Below are 23175 nucleotides of genomic sequence, written 5' to 3' on the forward strand. Positions count from 1 at the left end.
GCGATCCCTTCGATAGTGCATAACAAGTTTTAATGTACGAGGTACACATAAACTGTGTATGAATCGGGATACGACGGTACCAGACGCGGACGCACTTCCCGGTCCGAACGCGAAGCGTTGGGTCGATTTCCATCACGAGTACTCGGCACCCAGCGAGTACTCACACGAGTTCGTCTGGGACGTCACGCGGGAAGCCGACGGACCGTTCGTCACGGACGTCGACGGGAACGTACTGCTCGACTTCACCTGCCACATTGGCGCTGCACCGCTTGGCTACAACAACGAGAAAATCCTCGAGAAAGTCCGGGAATTCGACCTCGTCGAGCCGATGAAGATCGCCGGACAGGATCTGTACTTCGGCTCGGGGCCGGATCCGACCGAGGCCGAATTCCCCGGCTCGAGCCACCTCATGCAAAAGTTGACCGAGGTTTCGAGCCAGTACGGGATGGACACGGTCTTCCTCTCGAACTCCGGTGCGGAGGCCATGGAAAACGCGATGAAGATTACCGCCGACTACCGCGCCCCCTCGAAGTACGGCGTGGCCTTTTCGGGGAGCTTCCACGGACGCACCCTCGGAACCCTGTCGATCACGAAATCAAAGGAGGTTTACACCCGTCACTACCCAGAAATCGGCGGGATCGAGACGGTCCCATTCTGTGCGGACCGTGGCTGTAATGGCGACAGTTGCGACTGTGGCTTCTTCGCAGGCGAGGGTTCCCAGCTTCGATCCATGCTCGCGCCCGAAGGCGGCTACGTCGACCCCGACGAAATCGCCTTCCTCACCCTCGAGCCGATTCAGGGCGTCGGCGGGTACCGCTTTCCCAGCGAGGCGTTCATGCAGGAGGTCGCAGACGTCACCGACACCTACGACATCCCGCTGGTCGTCGACGAGATTCAGGCTGGGATCGGCCGCACCGGCGAATTCTGGGCCTCGGATCACTACCCCATAGAACCCGACGTCATCGCCAGCGCGAAGGCCCTTCGGGTCGGTGCGACCCTCTCTCGCGCCGAGGTCTTCCCGGACCAGAAGAACCGATTGGGTTCGACCTTCGGCGGCGGGGACCTGCTGGGCTCGATGATGGGTGCGTTCACCCTCGAGGCCATTCAGGAGCACGACCTGCTTGCAAACGCCACCCGTCGCGGCGAGCAGGCCAAAGACCTCCTCGGCGACGACGCGCCCGAGTACGTCGAGGACGTCCGCGGCAAGGGCCTTATGCTAGCCATCGAGTTCGACACCCCCGAACGCCGTACCGCCATCGTTCGGGCCGCCCTCGAGCGCGGCCTCCTGACCCTCGGGTGTGGCAAGAAGACGATCCGGTTGCTCCCACCGCTCGATTCGACCGAGCGCGAGATCGAACTCGGGATCGGCATCTTCCTCGAGGCCGTGGAGGCGGTCGGTGCGAGTCCGACGGTAGCGTAACGGCGACGATTTTTTCGCTCTCGATTTTCGTTTCTCCGATCGGCTTTCCGAACCGGGCCGACCGATTCTGACGGTGCTCGTAAACGAATACTGATTCACCGGTTCGGGAGCAGCTTCACCGATACCGTCGCGCAGTGCAACGGCGGTCTCGGCGCGTCGGCCCGTGATCGTCGATCCACGCTGAAAGCGTTCTGTGGGCCGTTACTCGAGCGACCGTTCGACGATGGAGACGCCGTCGAGTTCGGACAGCGCCTCGAGAACCCCATCGAGATGGACCGGACCGCTTCCCTCGAGGCCGATCGTTACGGGCGTTCGGTTCGGATGGTCGACCGCGGTTCGGCGCGCACGCTCGAGAACGTCGACTTCGGCACCCTGTGCCGAAACCGTCTCGACCACTGCACCGACGGTCGTCGGCCATCCCTGGATCGCGAGTCTGGCCTCGGCGTAGCGCTCGAGTTCGTGGAGGCCGGTCCTGGTCATTTCGGCGTGTTCGATGAGGTTTACGTTGCCGCCCGAAATTACGAGGCCGACGTTTCCTTCGAGATCCGTCTCGAGCGAGAGCGCGCCAGCAAGTGGTGCAGCGCCGGCGCTTTCCGCGACGGTCTTTGCGCGCTCGGCCAGCAGGGTAACTGCGGCGGCGATTTCCCGATCGCTCACGCTCACTACGTCGTCGACGACCTCGCGAGCGATTTCGAAGGTTGTCTCGAGCAGTCGGGTGTCGGCGATCCCCTCCGCGACAGTGTCGACGTCCGGGAGTTCTCGGATCTCGCCGGCTTCGAGCGACGGTTTCGCGTGGGCAGCCCCGCTCGGCTGTACGCCGATAACCCGAATTTCGCGATCTACAGCCTCGAGAACCGTTCCGATTCCAGAGATGAGGCCGCCGCCGCCGATCGCCACCAGTACGGTATCGAGTTCGGGATACTGCTCGAGCAACTCGAGTCCGATCGTTCCTTGCCCTGCGACGATCGCCTCGTCGTCGAAGGGATGGACGAACGTCCGTCTGGTTTCCCCCGCTCGTTCGAGGGCGTATTCGTAGGACTGCTCGTAGATATCGCCCTCGACGACGACTTCAGCTCCGTATCCGCGGGTGGCCTCGATTTTCGCCGCGGGCGTGACGTCGGGAACGACGATCGTGGTGTCGATATCGAGCAAGTCGCCGGCTAGCGCGACGCCCTGGGCGTGATTCCCCGCGCTCGAGGCGATGACGCCCGCGCTTTGCTCCTCGGGGGAAAGCTGGGCCATTTTGTTGTACGCACCGCGAATCTTGAACGATCCCGTCCGCTGGACGTTCTCGAGTTTCAGCCCGACCGAGGCCGCGCCGGTCATCTCCGCGAACGTCCGCGAGGTGTCGAGCGGCGTCCGATGGACGACGTCGCCGATGCGCTCCCGTGCCATCTCGACGTCCTCGACGGTGACCCGGCCGTGGCTTTTCTCCCGGCATTCATCCGTCTCGCTATCCCCGCTCATCCTTCGTTCTCGAACCGCGTCACGGGATGTTGGCGTTCGAGTTCTCGAATCGTCTCGACGAGTACCGTGACGCCGTGCTCGAGACTCTCCTCGTCGACGTCGAACGTTGGCGTGTGGTGGCTCGTCGGGTGATCCGTTCCGACGATGAGGTATGTCGCCAGCCCCCCATCCTCCTGGACGCGCTCCATCAGGAACGTCGCGTCCTCGCTCGCCCCGAAGTCCGCGGCCGGAACCACCCGTTCGACACCCGCAACTCCGTTTGCGACCTCGCTCACGAGATCCTGGAGTTCGGGGTCGCTGTCCGCCCGCGGCGACTCGCTGACGACGTCGATGTCTGCCTCGCACCCGTGCATCCTCGCCGCCGCCGTCACCGCGCGCTCGAGGCGGCGTTTCATAAATTCCATCAGCGCGGTGGTCTCGCCGCGTGCTTCCGCTTCCATGTGTGCCCGCTCGGCGATGACGTTGCTCGCGGTGCCGGCCTCGGCTTTGCCGACGTTCACGCGGGTCATCCCGTCGCTGTGGCGCGGAATGCCGTAGGCGTTCTCGATCGCTGTTCCCATCGCGTGCATAGCGTTATCTCCCTCGTTCGGTGCCTTTCCCGCGTGCGCAGAGGTCCCTTCGATCGTCGCGTCGACGTGGCACATCGCGAGTGGCTTTTCGATGCCGGCGACGACCTCGCCGGTCGGGTGATCGAGTCCGATGTGCACTGCGAGCAGGTAGTCCAGATCGTCGGCATACTCGCTGTTCGCCATCGGACAACCGCCGCCGCCCGCCTCCTCTGCAGGCTGGAAGAAGGCGACCAGCCGTCCGGAAAAGTCGCTCTCGGCGATCGACTCGAGGGCGGCCAGCCCCCAGGTCATATGGGCATCGTGGCCGCAAGCGTGCATCGTTCCGTCGATCTCCGATCGAAAGCCCTCGTCGGCAGGATCGTGTTCTTCGTCGGTCGATTCCTCGATGAACAGGCCGTCGATATCGACGCGCAGACCGATCGCCGGCCCCTCTCCGCGGTCGAGGACGGCGACCGCGCCGGTGGTGCCGCCGGCCATCCGGTCGAGGAGGGTTTCGTCCGCGCCGCGCTCGCGGGCGCGCTCCAACCACGGCTCGAGGTCTTCGTCAGGGACGGCCATCCGGTCGGCTGGATCGTAGGCGTCCGGGCCGACGGCGAGTTCGTCGACGCCGATAGCTCGTATCTCCTCGACGAGCTGTGACGTGGTAAAGAACTCGCGCCATGCGGGCTCGGGGTACCGGTGGAAGCTGCGACGAACCGTGACGAGTCGGTTCTGAATCGGTTCGGACATGCTAGCCGATGACGCACCCCACGACCTTAGTTGTACACAATTGCTGTTAACGATGTTTACACAAAAGGGATAAGAGGGCCGACGGTAATCGTACGGTAGATAGCAAAACGCGTCGGCGAGACGCGGGAGACACCGAGATGGACACGAATCCAGATATCGTCGTTCTGAGAGAGGGAACGGAAGGACTGTCGATGGAGTCGTACGCTGAAACCTTACGCGAGCGGTTGCCGGACCACACGATTGCGCTCGCTCGGACGCCGAAGGAAGAGCGCGAACTCGTCGCGCAGGCACGTATCGTAACCGGCATTTCTATCGACGAATCCCTCCTCGAGCGCACAGACCGGCTCGAACTGTTCGCATGTATCTTCGCCGGCACCGACCACGTGCCGATGAACGCGCTGGCGGACCAGGGCGTCGCCGTCACGAACGCGGGTGGAATCCACGCCCCCGGAATCGCCGAGCAGACCATCGCCAACATGCTGGTGTTCGCGCGCCGCCTCCACGAAGGATGGCGTCGGAAGGAAAACGGCGAGTGGCGGCACTTTCAGTCGTACGAGTTCACCGATAGCACCGTTACGATCGTCGGTCTCGGCTCCATCGGACAGGAGATCGTTCAGCGTCTGGAGGGGTTCGAGGTCGAGACCATCGGCATTCGCTACACACCCCAGAAGGGCGGTCCGACCGACGAAGTCCTCGGGTTCGGGGAAAACGACGTCCACGAGGCCTTTGCGCGTAGCGACTATGTTGTCCTCGCGTGTCCGCTCACTGATCTGACTCGCGGACTCGTCGGCGAAGCGGAACTCGCCACACTTCCGCCGAACGCAGTCGTCGTCAACGCGGCCCGCGGCCCGATCGTCGACACTGATGCGCTCGTTTCCGCGCTCCAGTTCGAGGGGATTCGCGGAGCCGCCCTCGACGTCACCGATCCGGAACCGCTCCCCGCCGACCACCTGCTCTGGGACCTGGAAAACTGCCTGATTACCCCACATACCGGTGGCTACACGCCGAAGCATTGGGACCGGCTGGCCGACGTCGTCGCCGAAAACGTCGCCGCACTCGAAACCGGTGACGGTCTCCAGAACGTCGTATTCGACCCTGACTCGAGTTGACCTCGAGGACGACCGACGCCTGCATTCTGCGACCGAAACTCGCGATCGAACGGCGACCCCTGACGCATCGGCCAGGTGCGACCGTCGGGTCCGCGAGCGGGCGCTCCGACTCTGTCGCGGGGACCGACCTGCCACTGTTCGAATCGGCTACAACACCGAGGCAGACGTCTTACTCGTCGTCCGTCGAACGATCCTCAGTCGCTTCGAACGACACCGTCGGATTCGAACCGTCCGAGTCTCTGGAATCACCGAACCCGCCACTGAGAACGCGCGCAAGCGCTTCTTCGACGCGTTCACCGGTTTCGATGATGCGCTCCGGCTCGGCTTCGACGACGAACCCCGAGGTGACGTTCGGTGCTGTGGGGATAAACAGCACTTCACGGCCGTCGTCGGTGACGTTCCCGGTTTTGAACGCCGTCATCTGTGTCCCGTCCCAACTCGAGACCCTGACCGGTTCCTGCAGCGCCTGTTCGTCTCCGAGCGTGGTTTCGGCGGCAACCTTCGATGCGTTATAGACGACGCGTAGCCCCGGAACGCGGTTAGCCACGCCGTCGATGCCCCGGGCGAAGACGTCGCCGATCGTCGTTCGCGTGAGGGTGCCGATCACGACCGTCACCAGACAGAAAAAGCTCAGGGAAACGACGACACGGAGGAGACGGATGACCAGCAGTCGAGTCGGTTCGTGACCGATCAGCCCGCTGAGTATCTCGCCGTTGAACAGAACCATCGGTGTGAGACCGGTGACGATCGCGTACAACCGATACACGACGTAAAACGTCACGAGTATCGGTCCGAGGAGAATAAGCCCGCTCGCAAACACTCTCTTCCACGCCGCCATAGGTAGCGTATCTGACTGCTGAGGCATGAGGCCTTCCCTTTCGTCGAGCGACGCCGCACGATGGCGTGGCCGACTGCTGCCGGTCGACCGACGAAACAATCTTCGAGGAGCGACGAATTCCCCGACTGCCAGTGGTTCGGCTACGGCCAGAGACCGCGCGTTGCCTTCGCCTCCGCGATCCGGGAAAGCGCGACCACGTAGGCGGCGTCGCGCCAGGTTAGCCCCTCGTCGTCGACTTTCGTCCGTACGTCGGTCCATGCATCGAGCATGTGTTCCTCGAGTTCGTCGTTGACCCGGTCGAGCGACCATTGTCGGCGGTTGATATCCTGGAGCCACTCGAAGTACGAGACGGTGACGCCGCCCGCGTTCGCCAGGATGTCCGGGATCACCGGGACGTCCCGTTCCTCGAGGATAGTATCGGCGGCGAACGTCGTCGGGCCGTTCGCGCCCTCGACGACGATATCGGCTTCGATGGCGTCGGCGTTGTCAGCGGTGATGACGTTGCCGACGGCTGCCGGAACGAGAAGGTCGACGTCGAGTTCGAGGAGCGCTTCGTTGGTCATCGTTTCGGGCGCGTCCTGCTCGAGTACCGCTTCGGGTTCCTCGTCGTGGGTCGGGATCGCGTGCGTCTCGAGCCCGTTGGGGTCGTAGATCGCCCCGTTGACATCGCTAACGGCGACGACGGTCGCGCCCCACTCCTCGAGTAGGCGGGCAGCGTTGGCGCCGACGCTACCGAATCCCTGGACGGCGATCGTAGTGTCTGTCAGATCGTGATCGTAGTAGTCGATGGCTTCTCGCGCGATAATTGCGGTCGAACGGCCGGGGGCTTTCTCGCGACCGTAGGAGCCGCCGATGATCGGGGGCTTTCCCGTGACGACGCCGGGAATCGTCTCGCCCTGTTGCATCGAGTAGGCGTCCATGAACCAGGCCATCGTCTGTGCGTCGGTTCCCATGTCCGGTGCGGGAACGTCCTTCGTTGGACCTACGACGTTGCGCAGTTCCTCGGCGAATCGACGGGTGAGCCGTTCGGTCTCGTCTGCGGATAGGCCCTTCGGATCGACGGCGATGCCGCCTTTCCCGCCGCCGAAGGGGAGGTCCATTACCGCACACTTCCAGGTCATCCACATCGAGAGACCGATGCACTCCTCGCTCGTTACGTCGGGGTGGTACCGAAGTCCGCCTTTGTACGGGCCACGAACATCGTCGTGCTGGGCCCGATACCCTGTAAATACCTCCACGCTGCCGTCATCACGCTCGAGTGGGACCGACACCTGCTGAACCCGCGTCGGATACTTTAGGCGTTCGACGACGCCGGGGTCAACGTCGATGTGAGTCGCCGCGCGCTCGAGCTGTCGGCGGGCAGTGGTGAGCGCCGAGTCGAGTTCGTCTTCGGGTTCGGGTTCCGTTGGAGGCGATGTCATCGTCGTGGAAGTTGACCGGGAAGGATCATTGTCATTGTGGTTGATGGAGGAGTATTAGCGGGGCGGGTGACCGGGAGCGATTGTCGTCAGAGGGGGCGACCGGGATCGAATTCGGGTGTGAATTGGACCTGATCATGCGGTAAACAGCCGTCGCGGGAAGTTAGCCAGCGTCTCTGCACCGTCTCCGGTAACGTGGAACGTTTCGCTGATTTCCATGCCGATCTCGTCGGTCCAGATACCCGGTATCATGTGGAACGTCATGTCTTCCTCGAGCACTGTTTCGTCGCCAGGGCGAAGGCTAGCGGTGTGTTCGCCCCAGTCCGGCGGATATCCGAGTCCCATCGAATACCCGATTCGGTCTTCCTTCTCGAGGCCGTACTCTGCGATGGTATCGCGCCAGGCCCTTTCGACTGCTTCGCACGTGACGCCGGGTTCGGCGGCATCGAGGGCCGCTTCGAGCCCTTCGACGACGATGTCGGCAGTTCGTTCGAGTTCTGCAGGTGGATCGCCGACGAACGTCGTCCGAGCGAGCGGGGAATGATACCGGTGACGGCAGCCGGAGAGTTCGATGATAACCGGATCACCGTCTTCGAACGGACGATCGGTCCAGGTCAGGTGCGGCGTCCCTGTGTGGTCGCCGGTCGGCATCAGCGGGACGATAGAGGGATAGTCGCCGCCGTAGTCCTCGGTGCCGGTGATCAGCGCCTCGTAGATCGCCGCGGCGGCCTCGTACTCCGGTACGCCGGCTTCGATCGCGTCCAGGCCAGCTTGCATGGCGGTTTCAGAAATTCGGGCGGCTTCGCGCATGTACTCGAGTTCCTGCTCGGATTTTTTGATCCGAACCCAGCCGACCAGTAGCGTCGCGTCCGCGAACTCGGCCTCAGGAAGGTTCTCCTGCAGACGTGTATACGATTTGGCGGTGAAATAAGAGGCATCCATCTCGAGGCCGATTCGGCCGTCGGCGACGGCCAGTTCCTCAAGGACACCCGCGACGTAATCCATCGGGTGCAGATCGTGGGGCGAGTGAACGTGGTCGTCGCTGTAGGCGCGGATACTTTCCTCAGCGAGGTGAGTCGTCGCTCGTGCACCGTTCGCGTCCATCCCGCGCCCGATCCAGACCGGTTCGTCGCGGTCGGGGGTGACGACGACGGCCTGATGGACGTAAAACGACCAGCCGTCGTACCCTGTCAGGTAGTTCATGTTCGCCGGATCGGCGACGACGATAGCGTCGAGATTCTCCTCGTGCAATCGCTCTTTCGTCCGGTCGACCCGACGCTCGTACTCCCGTTCGTCGAAAACGTCATGTGGCATGATAACAGGCCCTCACTCGAACCATCACCAAGGAGTGGTAAAACCTTTTCGTTGATGGTGAAAACGGATTGTGTGTATAGTTGGGCAAAAACACGTCCACTCGAGCGTTTATGAAACCGACCGTCATACTGGGACAAACCACCGGCGATTAAGACACGCCGGTTCGTCCGGGCGAACATGGCAGTACTCGAGACAATCGTAATTGCGTTCTGGGTGATGTTACCGGCGTACGTCCCCAACAACGCCGCGGTGCTGGCAGGAGGCGGTCGACCGATCGACGGCGGCCGAACGTGGGGGGAAAAGCGGGTGCTTGGCGACGGGAAAACGTGGCGAGGGACGGCGATGGGTATTCTCGCAGGCGTCACGCTCGCAGCACTTCTCACCTATCTCGCGCCCGACGTCGGCGATTCGCTTGGCTTTTCGGTCCCGCAGTTCACGCCGCTTGCGGCGCTCGGCCTCTCCGGCGGCGCGATGCTCGGCGACATCCTCGCGTCCTTTCTCAAGCGCCGGTCCGGCCGTCAACGCGGCGCGATGTTCCCCGGTCTCGACCAGTTGGACTTCGTCGTCGTCTCGCTTCCCCTGACCGCCCTGCTGGCGTTCGACTGGTTTACTACCTGGTTTTCGCTCGAGGTGCTTTTCGTCGTGATCGTCATCACCCCGATACTCCATATCACGACGAATATGATCGCGTACAAACTGGGGCTGAAGAACGAGCCGTGGTAGCCTGCCCGAGGACTCGATATTGACATCAGATGCCGAATACAGCGCCGAATGGCAACCCATCGCGGCCAAACCCGTCGATATTCGTTGGTTCTACCGTTATTCGAGCGCCGCGTGCAGATCCGCGACGGCGTCGTCGTAGGCCTCGTGGGCCCGCTCGAGATTCACGGGCTCGGAAATCATGTTGAAGAAGCCGTGGATCACGTCGTCGTAGTGGTGGAATTCGACCGGGACGCCGTCGTTCTCGAGTCGCTCGGCGAGGTTCGCTCCGTCATCGCGCAACGGGTCGAACCCGGCCGTGAGAATCGTCGCCGGCGGGAGATCTGAGAGGTCGTGGGCGAGTTGAGGCATGGCGTAGACGTTCCCCTGATCGAACGCCGATTCGAATCGATGACCGCGGAACCACTCCATGTCGTCTTTCGTGAGAAAGTAGCCGTCCCCGTTTTCCTCGTAGGCCTCGGTCTCGGTCACTTTTCCCGTACTGGGGTAGATCAGTAGCTGATAGGCGATGTCGGGACCGCCGCGGTCCCTGACGAGTAGCGACAGCCCAGCCGCGAGGTTGCCGCCGGCGCTGTCCCCCGCAACGACGATTCGATCCGGATCGGCTCCGAGATCGGGTGCAGTCTGGGCCGCCCACTCGAGGGCGGCATAACAGTCCTCGAGTCCCTCGGGGAAGGGGTGTTCGGGGGCGAGCCCGTAGTCGACGCTGACGACGGGATACCCGGAGTCGGCGGCCAATTTCCGGCAGGTACCGTCGTGGGTGTCGATGTTCCCGATGACCCAGCCGCCGCCGTGGATATAGAGGAGTAGCGGTCGATCATCGCCCTCGGTTCCCGGGTCGTAGATTCGAATCGGCAGGTCGCCGTGCGGGCCGTCGATGATTCGGTCCTCGACCGACTCGAGTTCGATCTCGGGCTCTCCCCCGGCTTGCATTTCGTCGAACATCCGCCGCGCCTCATCGGGGGATACCTCGTCGAACGAGGGTGCGTCGAGGGATTCGTACAGTTCGAGAAACGCCTGCACTTCGGGGTGAGGTTCGGCTGCGCTGCGTGGCGTCATAGTACAACCGTTCGCGAACGGGAATAAAAAGATACCTGCAACGGAAATTCTCGGATTTGCACAGTAAGGCGATTTCGCGATTTCGCGCGCCGATGATGGACGACCGGCGGCGCGTCACGTTTCACACCGCTTATTTCGGTTCGGTGCGCCCTCTCGAGCATGACGAACCAGGAACTCATCGACGCCCTCCGAGCGGCCGACGCCGTCCAGTTCGGCGAATTCGAACTCTCCCACGGCGGTACCAGCGAGTACTACGTCGACAAGTACCTCTTCGAAACGGACCCCGACTGTCTCGAATTGATCGCCGAGGCCTTCGCCGATCGGCTCGGCGCCGACGACAAACTCGGCGGGGTCGCACTCGGCGGGGTCCCGCTCGCAGCCGCAACCAGCGTCGCGGCCAGCGTTCCCTACGTCATCGCGCGCAAACAGCGCAAGGAGTACGGCACCGGGAATCTGATCGAAGGACGCCTCGAGGACGGAGAGGAGGTCGTCGTTCTCGAGGACATCGTGACGACGGGAACGAGTCTCGTGGAGGCCGTCGAGGCGCTCCGGGATGCCGGCGCAACCGTCGAGCGGGCGCTCGTCGTCGTCGACCGCGAGGAGGGCGGCCGGGAGAACGTCGAGGACGCGGGACTCGAGATGGAGTCGCTCGTGACCGCAAGCGAACTGCTCGAGAGCCAGTAGGGTTCCCCGCGGTGACGGGAGGGCAACCCACACCGAGGTGATCGAGGGGGACGTCAGAGCGAACTCAAGTGCCCTTGACCAGCTGGGTCACGCCAGCGGATTCGGCGACCATCCACACGACGAACAACCCATACGCCAGCAAAAGCACGTAAGACTCGAGGGCGGTGATCGAGAGATCGGTGCGCAGAAACGAAAACAGGAGAACGGTCGCGAGCGTCAACACGCCGAGCATCGGAACGGCCGCGCCGAAGTCTACGGGGACGGTTCCGACGATGAGCACGCCGATCGGAATCGCGACCAGAAGGTCGAACGTGTTCGAACCGAGGACGTTCCCGATGCTCGTGATTCCCCTGCCAGTCCGGGCCGATCGCACGCTGACGAGCATGTCCGGAAGACTCGTCGCCGCCGCCAGAATCATCACACCGGCGAGAAACTCGGGAATGCCGACCGCCTGACTGAGAGCTGTGATGCTCCCGACCAGTTGTTCGACGGCGATGAGGATAACCACCAGGCCGACGACGAGTTTTCCCCACTGGCGGCCGACATCGATTCCGTCCGTGACGCCCTCGGCGTCGTGGTCGCTGACGTCTTGCCACTGGATGAAGAGATACAATCCGTACAGGAGAAGCGGCAGCACTGCCAGGGGCCGGGTGAGCCTACCGGCGAGTTCGCTCCCGTCGGAGACGGGCACGTAAATGACGGCGAGTGCGAGGGTAATCACGAGCGCGGAGACGGCGATCATGTAGAACTGCGCTTCCTTGTAGACGATGGTGCGATTCGTGTCCAGGTCGCCGTCCGACACGAGTCCAGACAGCGCTGGAATAACGAGAATGTTGAATATCGCTGAGCCGACGATCGCACCGATACCCATGTTGAACGTTCCGGCAAAGCCCGCGATCACGACGGCCGCCAGTTCCGGAAAACTCGAGCCGACGGCGACGACGATCGAGCCCTGGACGACCGCCGGCAACCCGTAGTACGCCGAAAGCTGTTCCGCTGATTCTTCGAGCCACCCGCTCCCAAACCAGACGAACCCCGTGGCGACGATAATGACGACCGCATAAACGACGGGTCCATCTGGGAGGAAGCCATCGAGGACCATTACCTGCACGTCTCGGCCCGAAACTCATTAGTTGTTCCATTGACTGGAGGCACCATTTCCGTCCGATTCGACGCGGTGAGTGTCGACGGACCAGCGAAGATCGGCCCATATTTCCAGATCGGTCTCGCGTGTCACTCGTCGTTCTCGAACGAAACGAGTAGCATCGATCGGGTCTGCGACCAGATTGGCCGCTTCGTCCGGTTAGAGGGCCAAATTTCGATGGCCGGTTCCGATAACTGTGACCGTGGCCCGAAATCGACCATTCGATCACGTGTCGTCATCGTGACCGGATCGCAGCCCATCACAACGCTTTTATCCTGCTCGAGACTACGCGTAGCCACAGATGGTAGGTGTCCGCTTTACAGGGGCGTTTGCCCGCTTTTAACTCCCACCTACCGCGTATTGCGTCGGCATCCGTCGGCCAGTGTGCGGAACGTGCGGACACGCAACCGGAATTCTCACCCCATCCACAGCTATGTCAGAACCAGATTCACAGGAGCAGATAGCGGTTGTACTGCCGGACGGCTCAGAACTCGCAGTCGACGCGGACGCTACCGTCGAGGACTGTGCCTACGAGATCGGCCCCGGCCTCGGCAGCGATACGGTCGCCGGGAAACTCGACGGCGACCTCGTCGCCAAAGAACAGCCCGTCTACGACGGCGCCGAACTCGAGATCGTCACGGACGGCTCGGAAGAGTACCTCGAGGTCATGCGCCACTCCGCGTCTCACTGCCTGGCCCAGGCAGTCTGCCGCCACTACGACGACGTCGACCTCGCCATCGGCCCACCGACGGACGAGGGGTTTTACTACGACTTCGACAACCTCGACATCGACGAGGAGGAGCTCTCGGAACTCGAACGCGAGATGGAAGAAATCATCGCCGAAGACTACGAAATCGAGCGCGAAGACCTCTCGATCGACGACGCAAGAGAGCGACTGGCCGACGAACCCTACAAGCTCGAACTGCTCGAGGAATTCGCCGAGGAGACGGACACCGTTTCGTTCTACAGTCAGGGCGAGTGGGAAGACCTCTGTGCCGGTCCGCACGTCGATTCGACGGGCGAAATCGGCGCGATCGAACTCCTCGAGATCGCCGGCGCCTACTGGCGCGGCGACGAAGAGAACACGATGCAGACGCGCATCTACGGGACGGCGTTCGAGGACGAAAGCGATCTGGAGGAGTTCCTCGAACGCAAGCAAGAGGCCGAGAAGCGTGATCACCGCCGGATCGGCAACGAGATGGACCTGTTTTCCATTCAAGACGTTACCGGCCCCGGCCTCCCGCTGTATCACCCGCCGGGCAAAACGGTACTGAAGGAACTCGAGGACTTCGTCGCCGACCTGAACGATGACGCCGGCTACGACTACGTCGAGACGCCCCACGTCTTCAAGACGGATCTCTGGCACCGCTCGGGCCATTACGAGAATTACGCCGACGACATGTTCATCTTCGACGTCGGCGACGACGAGTTCGGCCTGAAGCCGATGAACTGCCCCGGCCACGCGGCCATCTTCCAGGACCACTCCTGGAGCTACCGCGACCTCCCTATTCGGTACGCCGAGAACGGCAAGGTGTATCGAAAGGAGCAACGCGGGGAACTCTCGGGCCTCTCCCGGGTCTGGGCCTTCACCATCGACGACGGCCACCTCTTCGTCAGCCCCGACCAGATCGAAAGCGAAGTCGAGGAGATCATGGACATGATCGTCGAGGTGCTCGAAACGTTCGACCTCGAGTACGAGATGGCGCTTGCCACGCGCCCCGAAAAGAGCGTCGGAAGCGACGAGATCTGGGAGAAAGCCGAGTCGCAACTCGAGAGCGTCCTCGAGGCTCGCGACCTCGACTACGAGGTCGAGGCAGGTGACGGTGCGTTCTACGGGCCGAAGATCGACTTCGCGTTCGAGGACGCCATCGGGCGCGACTGGGACGGCCCGACGGTCCAGCTCGACTTCAACATGCCCGAACGGTTCGACCTGAATTACGTGGGGGAGGACAACGAGGAACACCGCCCCGTCATGATCCACCGGGCGCTGTACGGCAGTTACGAGCGGTTCTTCATGATGCTCATCGAGCACTACGAAGGTCGGTTCCCGCTGTGGCTCGCGCCCGAACAGGTCCGCGTGCTACCGATCTCCGACGACAATCTCGGGTACGCACAGCAGGTCGCAAACGAGTTCGACGACTTCCGCGTCGAGGTCGACGGCCGCGACTCTACCCTGGAGCGAAAGATACGCGCGGCTCACGACGATCGGGTCCCCTATCAGATCATCGTCGGCGACAACGAGGAAGAGGCCGGCAACATCTCGGTGCGCGACCGCTTCGAAGACCAGGAGTACGACGTCGAAATCGACGAGTTCAGGGGCCACCTCGAGGTAGAACGCGACGAACAGCGGACGGAGCCGGACTTTCTGCAGTAGCGGCCGCCGTTTTTCCCGCGTACGGTGCCTGTTTCCCGTCGATTCGTCTGTTAACGAGGCAGCACCGGTCCTCGATAACCCACGTTCGTGGGGATATGTCGGTTGAAACGCAATCGTAATACCCATACTTGTGGGATCGTGTACAGAGGTATGAACAGAGCCGAAAAGGCAGCCCTCCAGTTGCGAGCCGTCGACGTGTTGCGGATGTTAAAGGAGACCAGGACCTACGACGAACTCGCCGAAACGACGGGGCTTCCCGCAGGCGATCTCAATCGGTACGTCAACGGGCACGTTCTCCCGGGAACCGACCGTGCGCTCGAGGTAGTCGAGGATCTCGGGCGGGAGGCACTGGCCGGTGAACTCGAGGCGCGGATTCGCGTCGACGACGAAGGATACGTTGACAACTCCGCAACTGTCTTCGACCAGCCGTTCCTCGATCTCGCAGCGCCGGTCGTCGCCACCGGGTTCGATTTCGAACGACCGGACGTCGTCCTCACCGCCGCGACCGACGGGATCACGCTCGCGGCAGCACTCGCGAGTTACTACGGCGTCCGGTGTGCCTACGCTAAAAAGCGCAAGGAGACCGCAGTCGAGGAGTTCATCGAGGCACGCCAGCGTCTCGAGTCAGGGATCGAGCTCACCTACTACCTGCCTGCATCCGCCATCGAACCCGGCGAAACCGTTCTGGTCGTCGACGACCTCATCCGGTCGGGCGAAACACAAGAACTGCTGTTGGACATCGCTCACACTGCCGAGGCCGACGTTGGCGGCGTCTTCGCTCTCATCGCGGCCGGCGAAGATGGTATCGGGCGCGCCCGAGAACGAACCGACGCACCGGTCGGTGCGCTCACGAGCGTTTGAACGCGCGCGACCCGAATCACGGTCGCCGATCGTCGGGGAAGGGACGACGATACGGTTCGGACTGCTGGGTCAGCTCGGAAGGAGTAGGCTGCTTTCACAGACCTCCAAATCGGAAGCAGTAGACCTCCCGATCGGAAGCAGTGGGCCATGCGAATGGTTGCCACATTATTAATCATTAGGTTTATGGTGGTCCCGGTAGTCGGTGGTGGTACGCACATGACGAAGACAGTCATCCTCGGTGTGATCGGGTCGGACGCTCACGTCGTGGGGATCACAATCCTGGAACAGGCGCTGGAGGCAGCCGGATTCGACGTCGTCAACCTGGGAGTCCAGAGCTCTCAAGAGGAATTCGTCGAAGCCGCATCCGCCAACGACGCCGAGGCTGTACTCGTCTCATCACTCTACGGCCACGCCAAGCAGGACTGCGAGGGGTTCCACCAGCGGATCGCGGAGGCAGACCTCGACGTCACGACGTACATCGGTGGCAACCTCGCCGTTGGTCAGGACGACTTCACCGAGACTCGTTCGTTTTTCCGCAGGATGGGATTCGATCGGGTTTTCGACTCCGAAACCGATCCCGAAGAAGCCATCGAGGCCCTGAAGGCCGATCTGGACATGCGCTCGACCGAACAGGAAGGACAGACCGTCTCGGTTTGAAGATCGATTCATCCCGACGGGCGACAGTTCCCGACCGTTGGATGGTGTAGCTTACGTTGTGACCTTCACTCGTCGGCTAAAGCAGTTCCCCTTCGTATCGGACGGGTCCATCACTAGTACGGGCAACTCGTCATGAGCCCGATTCGTTACGAACTCGGCCCGTGACCAACTCGCTTACCGGACGATCGTTACTGGCACCGGCGACCGGCGGGCGACCGTCTCGGCGACGCTACCAAGGAGAATCCGGCTCGCCCCCGTTCGACCGTGGCTGCCGATGACGATGTGATCGACACCCTGTTCCTCGGCGTACTCGACGATCGACCGCGAGACGCTGCCGATAACGTGATCCGTATCGATCTCGAGGCCGTATTCGGCCGCCTGTTCGCGCGCCTCGTCGAGAATCTCCTCGGCTCGTTCCTCGTGGTGGCCCTGTATCTCGTCGTAATTTGCCATCGCGGTTCCTTCCATACCGCCGACCGCGTAGAAATCTCCCGGGTCGAGAACGTTCAACGCGGTGATCGTCGCATCCGAATACTCCGTACAGGCGAACTCGAGAGCTGCTGTCGACTGAGTCGAATCGTCGACCGCTACCAGAACGTGCCGGGACATAGCCGGCGATATGTCCGCATTCGGAATAAGTCCACCTCTTGAACCGACCCACTGAGAACGTAGCTGGATGGGGTGCAGTCGGTTCCCCGAACCGTTCGGATGCTCCTGCAGTCACTGGCGGGGTCGAGGTGGACTGCAGAAAGATCGGCGTTACACAGATCGCGGTGGCTGCAGACGGCGTTACTTGGCGCGGCCCTGTCCACCGGTGTTGGACGGACGAACCTTCTCGGCGCCTTTGCCACGGTTGTTGAGGCCGCGGTTTGCCGTTCCAGCGTTAGTGAGCCCGCGGAACGCGCGGTTCTGGTGGACGTCGTCACAGATCCAGTTGAGGTCGTCGTCGTTCTGGATAGCGGGATGGTTCGGATCGACGAGGATCGCTTCGAACCACTTCTGACTGCCGTCTTCACCGACCCAGTAGCTATTGAGCACGCGCAGGTTAGGGTACTTTCGGGAGACGCGTTCCTCGCCGATACGTTGGATGTTCTTGCGCCGCCCGATGCGGTTGACACCCTGGCGCTTCGAGCGCCGGCCGGCCGTGAATCGCTCCTTTCTGGCGGTCCCCTTACGGACCGAGACGCGAGTCACGACGATACCCTGTTTGGCCTTGTAGCCGAGTTCGCGCGCCTTGTCGAGTCGCGTCGGGCGATCGATCCGTTCGATCGCACCCTGTTTCCGCCACTCCTGCTTGCGCTGCCACTGTAGTTCCCCGAGCTTGCCGTCGTCGGGGTCTTTCCATGCGTCCTTGATGTGGGAATAGAAGCTTCGTGCCATTGTATTCACCCGCGGGCGTTTCCTGGTTCAATCCCGACCGGGGCCGAGCCCCGCGGATCACATCCCGACCTGTGGCGAAGTGCCGTGCAGGTGCCCGCTGATGCCCGCGGACCAGCGAGTCTACTCTCTCTTCCCTACTCTCGAGTATAAGAGCTTCGAACTCGTAGAGCGCGTCCGAACCGGCGATGTTCGGCGCAGTCTGCCGGTCAGCCGGTCTGGGCGTTCGCCCGACGAGAAGCCGTTAGCGCACCGGAACGCGCTCGCGCACGCCCGTCGGCGTAATCCCGTTGACCGTCGCGAAGACGGCTCCCAGGACGAGACCGTAGATGAGGTGGCCGACGCCGAACAGGAGCGCGCCGAACAGTTCCGCTGCCAGTCCCGGAATCGGGAGAAACGGCAGCGGCATCGCGGCGACGCCGGCTCGTTCTATCGCGAGCGGGAACAACACGCCTCCGGCGAAGAGCCCGATGATTGCGCCGAAGATGAGGCCCGCGATAACGTAATCGCTGAACGTCTCCATGTTCTCCTGAATCGTCCGCCTCGAGGCGATAGCGGCGAACAGGAGTCCGAACGCGATGCTTATCATCAGGTGAATGGTCCAGCCGACGCCGACCGCTATTTCAGGCTCCGCTGCGAGCCCGCCCAGTAATTCGATCTGGCGCCCGCCGAAGTGGAGGACGAGCCCCATCGCGATACCGGCGACCAGTCCGCCCGTCAGGCCACCGCCCCACACACCGACGCTGTCGAGGTTGTGCGAGCTATTACCACTCATACTTGGACCTACGGATGCGAGTCTGATTAAGCCGTGCATCGACCGGTATCCGTGAGTGTAGATCGGTTCGGTAGTTCCATCGTATCGACCGATTTCGCCTCGAGGACGTCCGATCGGGGACAACGGGACCGTCAGAAGGGGCCGGTATCTCCATGCGCGATTCCAGGTGATCGGTTCTGGCTCTTCTACCGACGTGGCGAACTCGGAATCCGTGGCAACCATCAGAGCGGCAAACTGTTCGTCCCTTCGAGTGCGTTTTCCGACAGCTCGAATCTATCCGAACGACGGTTTGTGTCTCCCTGAAAGCCGGGGGCAAGCGAGCGACGAACAGGATCGGCCAGGTTTCGTATATCGATATACCATATATCAGCCCGATCGACCATCATCTTTCGCCGATTGATGTGTGAGCGAACGTCCTCTGGGAGGTTCGCAGAAATCACCGATAGCTTCTTACAAATCGTTGTCACACGGTACCAGGGGCAGACGCAGCCCCGAGTAACGGAGCAAAACAGGCGGATAAACAGCGTAGCCGGTCGGGGACTGAAAAAGGCGGTCGATCTCAGACGAAATCGGCGAGCGTCTCGAACGAGTTGGCAGTGATCGAGTCCGCCAGGTCGCTACTCTCGAGATCGTCGGACACGTACTGGGGGTGCTTTCGGCGGAAGTAGCCCACGACGTTCGTCAGATCGCGCTGAAGGAACTCGTCGGCGTTCTCGTGATCCGTCGGGACAGCCTGTGGCCAGTCGAAGATCGTCACACCCTCCTCGTTGACGAAGACGTTGTACTCGCTCATATCAGCGTGAACGTATCCGTGTTCGTACGCGCGCGAGATTTCCGACAGCAACAGATCGAGGACGCCCAGCACTTGTTCGTCCTCGAGTCGCGTCCGCGAGAGTTCGACGCCGTCCATCTTCTCCATGACGATGGCGTGGCGGTTCTGTCCGATCGGTTGGGGAACCGCGACGTCGGGGTAAAGGTCCTCGAGGATCCCGTGTTCGCGTTCGGCGGCCTTCCGCGCGGTGTACATCCAGGAGACGTGTTCGTTGTCCGCCGTGTAATCCCGTTCCTTGTGGACCTCACGGAAGTTCGTGTATCCCTCGCGGTGGTACTTCAGGGCGAGCGGCTTGTACGAGCGGACCTCGTACACGTCGCTTTCCTTCCCGACGCCGAGTGGCGAGCCGAACTCGGAGATCGTATCCTGTTCGACGAGCGCGCGGAGGGCCAGCGTGTCGTAGCCCTCGAACTGGAGGGTGTATCCCTCGTACTGGATCGTCTTTTTCTCGATCAACCCGCGTTTGAGACAGCGTTCGAGTCGGTAATCGACTTCCTCTTCCGAGAGGGAAGCGAACTTCGGAAGCTTCTCTCGCTGGACCCATTCGGAGAAGCGCATCCCCTGTTCGACCCCTGAGAGGAGATAGAAGTCCTCCGCCTCGAGTTCCGGAAGCAATCCGGCGACGTTTCGCACCATACGACGGGATAACCGGCGTGTACGTAAAAACGGCGTGACGGGCGGCGACTACGGCGAGAGGATCGAACGGGAGGACGACACGCCGCTTTTTGATGCCGCCGTTCGCGTCGAGACGCCTTGTCGCGACTCGTTCGATCGCATCCTGGACAGCCGCAAACTGGATATAAACTCGATAGTGCTATATGAAATCTACATTCGAAGGCAAAACGAGTCGCTGTAGACGCGATTTCATCCCTCGGGGAGACGTTCGCTCCGACGGCCACAGTCGGAATCGATTTCACTCTCGTTCCCGTGAACCCGCGTATGACGGCACTGGCCGATCGGGACTGGCGATTGATCCGAGATGTCCCTCGAGACGGCGCGACCCAGATGGCGATCGAAGAGGTCGCTGCACAAACGGCGATCGAAGACGATCTGCGAACGGTCCGAGTCTACTCGTGGAAGCCGAGCACGCTTTCGCTCGGGTACCGTCAGGACCCCGAGACGGTCGACTGGGAATTTTGCGAGCGCGAAGGAATCGGCGTCACGCGTCGGCAGACCGGTGGCGGCGGGATCTATCACGACCGCCATGCGGACATTTCGTACACCATCGTCGCGCCCGCCGACGAGGTCCCCGGAAACCTGATGGACTGTTACGAACTGTTCTGCGAGCCGATCCTCGACGCCTTCGCTCGGATGGGCGTCGATGCCGGCTTCGCATCGGCCGAACGGAACGCGATCTATCACCCTTCCTGTTATCTGCGAGATATCAACCCGGCACACGATATCGTCGCGCCCGTAGATGGAGGCGCGAAGGCGAAAAAGATCAGCGGCAACGCCCAGTATCGCCAGCGCGACGTCGTCATCCAGCACGGATCGATTAGCTACGACCTCGAGGCGCGAAAGCACATCGGGGTCTTCGACGCTGCCCTCGACGACTCGACCTTTACCGACCGGGTGACCAGCATCCGCGACGAAGTGGGTATCGACCGCGATGAGGCCGTCGATTCGGTTGCGTGTGCCCTTCAGGAGTGGTGTGACGCCGACGAGTCCACCTGGCGGGAGGCCGAAATCGAAGCCGCCCGGGATCTCGCCGATCAGAAGTTCGCCACCGACGGGTGGGTTCGCGATCGGGAGGTGCTCGAGGCGGGTGACAGGTGATGGCTGACAGGTGAGCGGTAACGGATACTGGGCGGCGTGACGAGAGTCCCCCTCGTTGTCGAAGAGGATTGTATCGGACGCAGTCACTTGTTTTCTCCGTTCTGAGTTCTCAGCTGGGCGTTTCGATTAAACGCCCTCCGTCAACGAATAAAAGGCAGCAGTCAAACGCTCGCCACTCTCTCAGGTTCGACATATCTATCATGAACCGGTACTGACGGGTAGCTATGAAAGTCGGTGCACACGTTTCGATTTCCGGTTCGCGCGTCTCCTCCGACGAGGAAACACCGCCGTACGACGACGTCCGTAACGCGGTTCCCCGACAGCTCGCGTTCGGCGGCAACTGCGGGCAGATATTCACGACGTCGCCGCAGGTCTGGCAACAGCCCGAAATCAGTGACGAGGCCGCCGACGGCTTTCGGGCGGAAAGCGACGAGCGACTCGAGGGACCATGGGTGATCCACTCGTCGTACCTCGTCAACCTCTGTACGCCGAAAGACGACCTCCGGCGAAAATCGATGGAGAGCATGCAGGCGGAGCTCGATGCCGCGGACAAACTCGGAATTCCGTACGTCAACGTCCACCTCGGCGCGCACACCGGGGCCGGCGTCGAAGGCGGTCTCGACAACGCCGCACGCGTCATCGACGACCTCGACGTGCCCGAGGACGTGACGATCCTCATCGAATCCGACGCGGGCAGCGGGACGAAACTGGGCGGCGAGTTCGAACACCTCGCGGGGATTATCGATCGCACCGCAACCGACATCGGCGTGTGCATCGACACCGCCCACACCCTCGTCGCCGGGAACGATCTCACGACGCCCGAAGCGGTCGACGAGACCGTCACCCGATTCGACGACGTAGTCGGCCTCGAGTACCTCGAGTACATCCACCTCAACGACTCGAAACACGACGTCGGCACGAACAAGGACGAACACGCCCACATCGGCGAGGGCTACATCGGCGAAGACGGCATGCGTGCGATCGTGAATCACCCGGATCTGCGAGATTTGCCGTTCGCACTTGAGACGCCGACAGAGGACGGTCGCGGGTTCGCGTGGAACATCGAGAAGGTCAAAGAACTTCGCGACGAAGAGTAGTTTGCGACCGCGGCTTCACACCGGATCTGTGGTGGAGGTCGGGATCGTGGAATCGACCCGTTTTTACACGGTACGACCGAAACGGCGCCCGTGCGAGAGTTCTCCGAATCCTATCTCAGCCGAACCCGCGAGGGGATGTGGGACGACTCCCGGAGGGCCCTCGAGCCGCTGGCACTCGGTTCTCGAGACCGTATTCTGGACGTCGGCTGTGGGACCGGTGAATTGAGTCGCGTCCTTACCGCCGACTCCCCGGGCGAGGTGATCGGCTGCGACGTCGATCGCGATCTTCTCTCGGCCGCGAGTCAGTACGTCCCCGTGGTGGCCGGCGACGCATTCCGGCTCCCGTTTCCCGACGACTCGTTCGATCTCGTCGTCTGTCAGGCGTTGTTGATCAACCTGCCCGAGCCCGCGGCCGCACTATCCGAGTTCGCCCGCGTCTCGAGCGATCTCGTCGCAGCTATCGAACCCGACAACGCCGCGGTCGAGATCGATTCAAGCGTGGATGCGGAAGGGCGCCTCGAGCGTCGAGCGCGCCGGGCCTACCTCGACGGTGTACACACGGACGTCGCACTCGGTGCCGATGCCCGAAGCGCCTTCGAAGCGGCGGATCTCGATGTACTCACGACACGTCGGTACGATCATGTCCGAACGGTCGAACCGCCATACAGTGAGACGGCGGTAGTCGCAGCCCGCCGCAAGGCGACCGGAGCGGGGTTGGCCGACGACCGCGAAACGATGCTTTCGGGAGCGTTGACCGAGACGGAATACGACGACCTCCGCGGTTCGTGGCGAAAGATGGGACGCACTGTCATCGAGCAGATGGAAACACAGGAGTATCACCGCAAAGAGGCGGTTCCGTTCTTCGTCACCGTTGGACAGATTGCCCAGTCCGGATGACACGAATGGTCGAGCATGAGAAGACGAGCGGATCGCCACCCGCACGACGAGTGGACGC

Annotated in this window: 21 protein-coding genes; 10 read left to right on the forward strand and 11 right to left on the reverse strand. The window is 62.1% G+C overall.

The window, feature by feature from the left end; all coding sequences use genetic code 11:
- Positions 1-58 precede the first annotated feature (58 nt).
- On the forward strand, positions 59-1420 hold the full coding sequence (locus HYG82_RS30780) for an aminotransferase class III-fold pyridoxal phosphate-dependent enzyme (protein WP_179260877.1): 1362 nt from the start codon (positions 59-61) through the stop codon (positions 1418-1420).
- Between the two features lie 201 nt (positions 1421-1621).
- On the opposite strand, the gene HYG82_RS30785 is transcribed toward HYG82_RS30780, so the two are convergent.
- The gene (locus HYG82_RS30785; RefSeq protein WP_179260878.1) at positions 1622-2887 is read right to left on the reverse strand and encodes a threonine ammonia-lyase; all 1266 of its coding nucleotides are present in this window, start codon (positions 2885-2887) and stop codon (positions 1622-1624) included.
- The gene (locus HYG82_RS30790; protein ID WP_179260879.1) at positions 2884-4185 is read right to left on the reverse strand and encodes an amidohydrolase; all 1302 of its coding nucleotides are present in this window, start codon (positions 4183-4185) and stop codon (positions 2884-2886) included. Before HYG82_RS30790 ends, HYG82_RS30785 begins: the two co-directional genes overlap by 4 nt.
- Positions 4186-4322: 137 nt before the next feature.
- On the opposite strand from HYG82_RS30790, the gene HYG82_RS30795 reads away from it, so the two are divergent.
- On the forward strand, positions 4323-5294 hold the full coding sequence (locus tag HYG82_RS30795) for an NAD(P)-dependent oxidoreductase (RefSeq protein ID WP_179260880.1): 972 nt from the start codon (positions 4323-4325) through the stop codon (positions 5292-5294).
- 169 nt (positions 5295-5463) lie between these two features.
- Here the strand turns inward: HYG82_RS30795 and HYG82_RS30800 are convergent, their stop codons facing one another.
- From HYG82_RS30800 to HYG82_RS30810, 3 genes are all read right to left on the reverse strand, one after another.
- Positions 5464-6132, reverse strand: a complete 669-nt coding sequence (locus tag HYG82_RS30800) for a DUF502 domain-containing protein (RefSeq protein WP_179260881.1) — start codon at positions 6130-6132, stop codon at positions 5464-5466.
- A gap of 140 nt (positions 6133-6272) precedes the next feature.
- The gene (gene gdhB, locus HYG82_RS30805) at positions 6273-7553 is read right to left on the reverse strand and encodes a glutamate dehydrogenase GdhB (protein WP_179260882.1); all 1281 of its coding nucleotides are present in this window, start codon (positions 7551-7553) and stop codon (positions 6273-6275) included.
- Positions 7554-7685: 132 nt separating this feature from the next.
- Positions 7686-8864, reverse strand: a complete 1179-nt coding sequence (locus HYG82_RS30810) for a M24 family metallopeptidase (protein ID WP_179260883.1) — start codon at positions 8862-8864, stop codon at positions 7686-7688.
- Positions 8865-9041: 177 nt separating this feature from the next.
- Here HYG82_RS30810 and HYG82_RS30815 point away from each other — a divergent pair, with 177 nt between their 5' ends.
- On the forward strand, positions 9042-9587 hold the full coding sequence (locus HYG82_RS30815; RefSeq protein ID WP_179260884.1) for a CDP-2,3-bis-(O-geranylgeranyl)-sn-glycerol synthase: 546 nt from the start codon (positions 9042-9044) through the stop codon (positions 9585-9587).
- 96 nt (positions 9588-9683) lie between these two features.
- Here the strand turns inward: HYG82_RS30815 and HYG82_RS30820 are convergent, their stop codons facing one another.
- Positions 9684-10643, reverse strand: a complete 960-nt coding sequence (locus HYG82_RS30820) for an alpha/beta hydrolase (protein WP_179260885.1) — start codon at positions 10641-10643, stop codon at positions 9684-9686.
- Positions 10644-10802: 159 nt separating this feature from the next.
- Here HYG82_RS30820 and pyrE point away from each other — a divergent pair, with 159 nt between their 5' ends.
- Positions 10803-11327: an orotate phosphoribosyltransferase gene (gene pyrE, locus HYG82_RS30825; protein WP_179260886.1), complete on the forward strand. Its 525-nt coding sequence runs from the start codon at positions 10803-10805 to the stop codon at positions 11325-11327.
- A 64-nt stretch (positions 11328-11391) separates the two neighbouring features.
- On the opposite strand, the gene HYG82_RS30830 is transcribed toward pyrE, so the two are convergent.
- Positions 11392-12429: a sodium:calcium antiporter gene (locus HYG82_RS30830; RefSeq protein ID WP_179260887.1), complete on the reverse strand. Its 1038-nt coding sequence runs from the start codon at positions 12427-12429 to the stop codon at positions 11392-11394.
- 475 nt (positions 12430-12904) lie between these two features.
- On the opposite strand from HYG82_RS30830, the gene thrS reads away from it, so the two are divergent.
- The 3 genes from thrS to glmS all read left to right on the forward strand — a co-directional run bounded on the left by thrS (position 12905) and on the right by glmS (position 16363).
- Complete coding sequence (gene thrS / locus HYG82_RS30835) at positions 12905-14845, forward strand: threonine--tRNA ligase (protein WP_179260888.1); 1941 nt, start codon at positions 12905-12907, stop codon at positions 14843-14845.
- A gap of 150 nt (positions 14846-14995) precedes the next feature.
- Positions 14996-15706: a phosphoribosyltransferase family protein gene (locus HYG82_RS30840; RefSeq protein ID WP_179260889.1), complete on the forward strand. Its 711-nt coding sequence runs from the start codon at positions 14996-14998 to the stop codon at positions 15704-15706.
- A gap of 216 nt (positions 15707-15922) precedes the next feature.
- Complete coding sequence (gene glmS, locus HYG82_RS30845; RefSeq protein ID WP_179260890.1) at positions 15923-16363, forward strand: methylaspartate mutase subunit S; 441 nt, start codon at positions 15923-15925, stop codon at positions 16361-16363.
- A 174-nt stretch (positions 16364-16537) separates the two neighbouring features.
- Here the strand turns inward: glmS and HYG82_RS30850 are convergent, their stop codons facing one another.
- From HYG82_RS30850 to HYG82_RS30865, 4 genes are all read right to left on the reverse strand, one after another.
- Entirely contained in the window at positions 16538-16972 is a 435-nt protein-coding gene (locus HYG82_RS30850; RefSeq protein ID WP_179260891.1) for a universal stress protein, read from the reverse strand.
- 180 nt (positions 16973-17152) lie between these two features.
- Positions 17153-17743 carry a 50S ribosomal protein L15e gene (locus HYG82_RS30855; RefSeq protein ID WP_179260892.1) on the reverse strand — a complete coding sequence of 197 codons (591 nt, stop codon included), beginning with the start codon at positions 17741-17743 and terminating at the stop codon, positions 17153-17155.
- A 241-nt stretch (positions 17744-17984) separates the two neighbouring features.
- On the reverse strand, positions 17985-18515 hold the full coding sequence (locus HYG82_RS30860; RefSeq protein WP_179260893.1) for a hypothetical protein: 531 nt from the start codon (positions 18513-18515) through the stop codon (positions 17985-17987).
- A 559-nt stretch (positions 18516-19074) separates the two neighbouring features.
- Positions 19075-19983 (reverse strand): serine/threonine-protein kinase RIO2, encoded by a 909-nt coding sequence (locus HYG82_RS30865; RefSeq protein ID WP_179260894.1) that lies wholly within the window; start codon positions 19981-19983, stop codon positions 19075-19077.
- A 303-nt stretch (positions 19984-20286) separates the two neighbouring features.
- Here HYG82_RS30865 and HYG82_RS30870 point away from each other — a divergent pair, with 303 nt between their 5' ends.
- From HYG82_RS30870 to HYG82_RS30880, 3 genes are all read left to right on the forward strand, one after another.
- Positions 20287-21123 carry a lipoate--protein ligase family protein gene (locus HYG82_RS30870; RefSeq protein WP_179260896.1) on the forward strand — a complete coding sequence of 279 codons (837 nt, stop codon included), beginning with the start codon at positions 20287-20289 and terminating at the stop codon, positions 21121-21123.
- A gap of 224 nt (positions 21124-21347) precedes the next feature.
- A complete protein-coding gene (locus HYG82_RS30875) occupies positions 21348-22220 on the forward strand; it encodes a deoxyribonuclease IV (protein ID WP_179260897.1) in 873 nt (290 codons plus the stop codon).
- A 90-nt stretch (positions 22221-22310) separates the two neighbouring features.
- On the forward strand, positions 22311-23117 hold the full coding sequence (locus HYG82_RS30880; RefSeq protein WP_179260898.1) for a class I SAM-dependent methyltransferase: 807 nt from the start codon (positions 22311-22313) through the stop codon (positions 23115-23117).
- Positions 23118-23175: the final 58 nt, after the last annotated feature.

The organism is Natrinema halophilum (genome assembly GCF_013402815.2).
Lineage (GTDB): Archaea > Halobacteriota > Halobacteria > Halobacteriales > Natrialbaceae > Natrinema > Natrinema halophilum.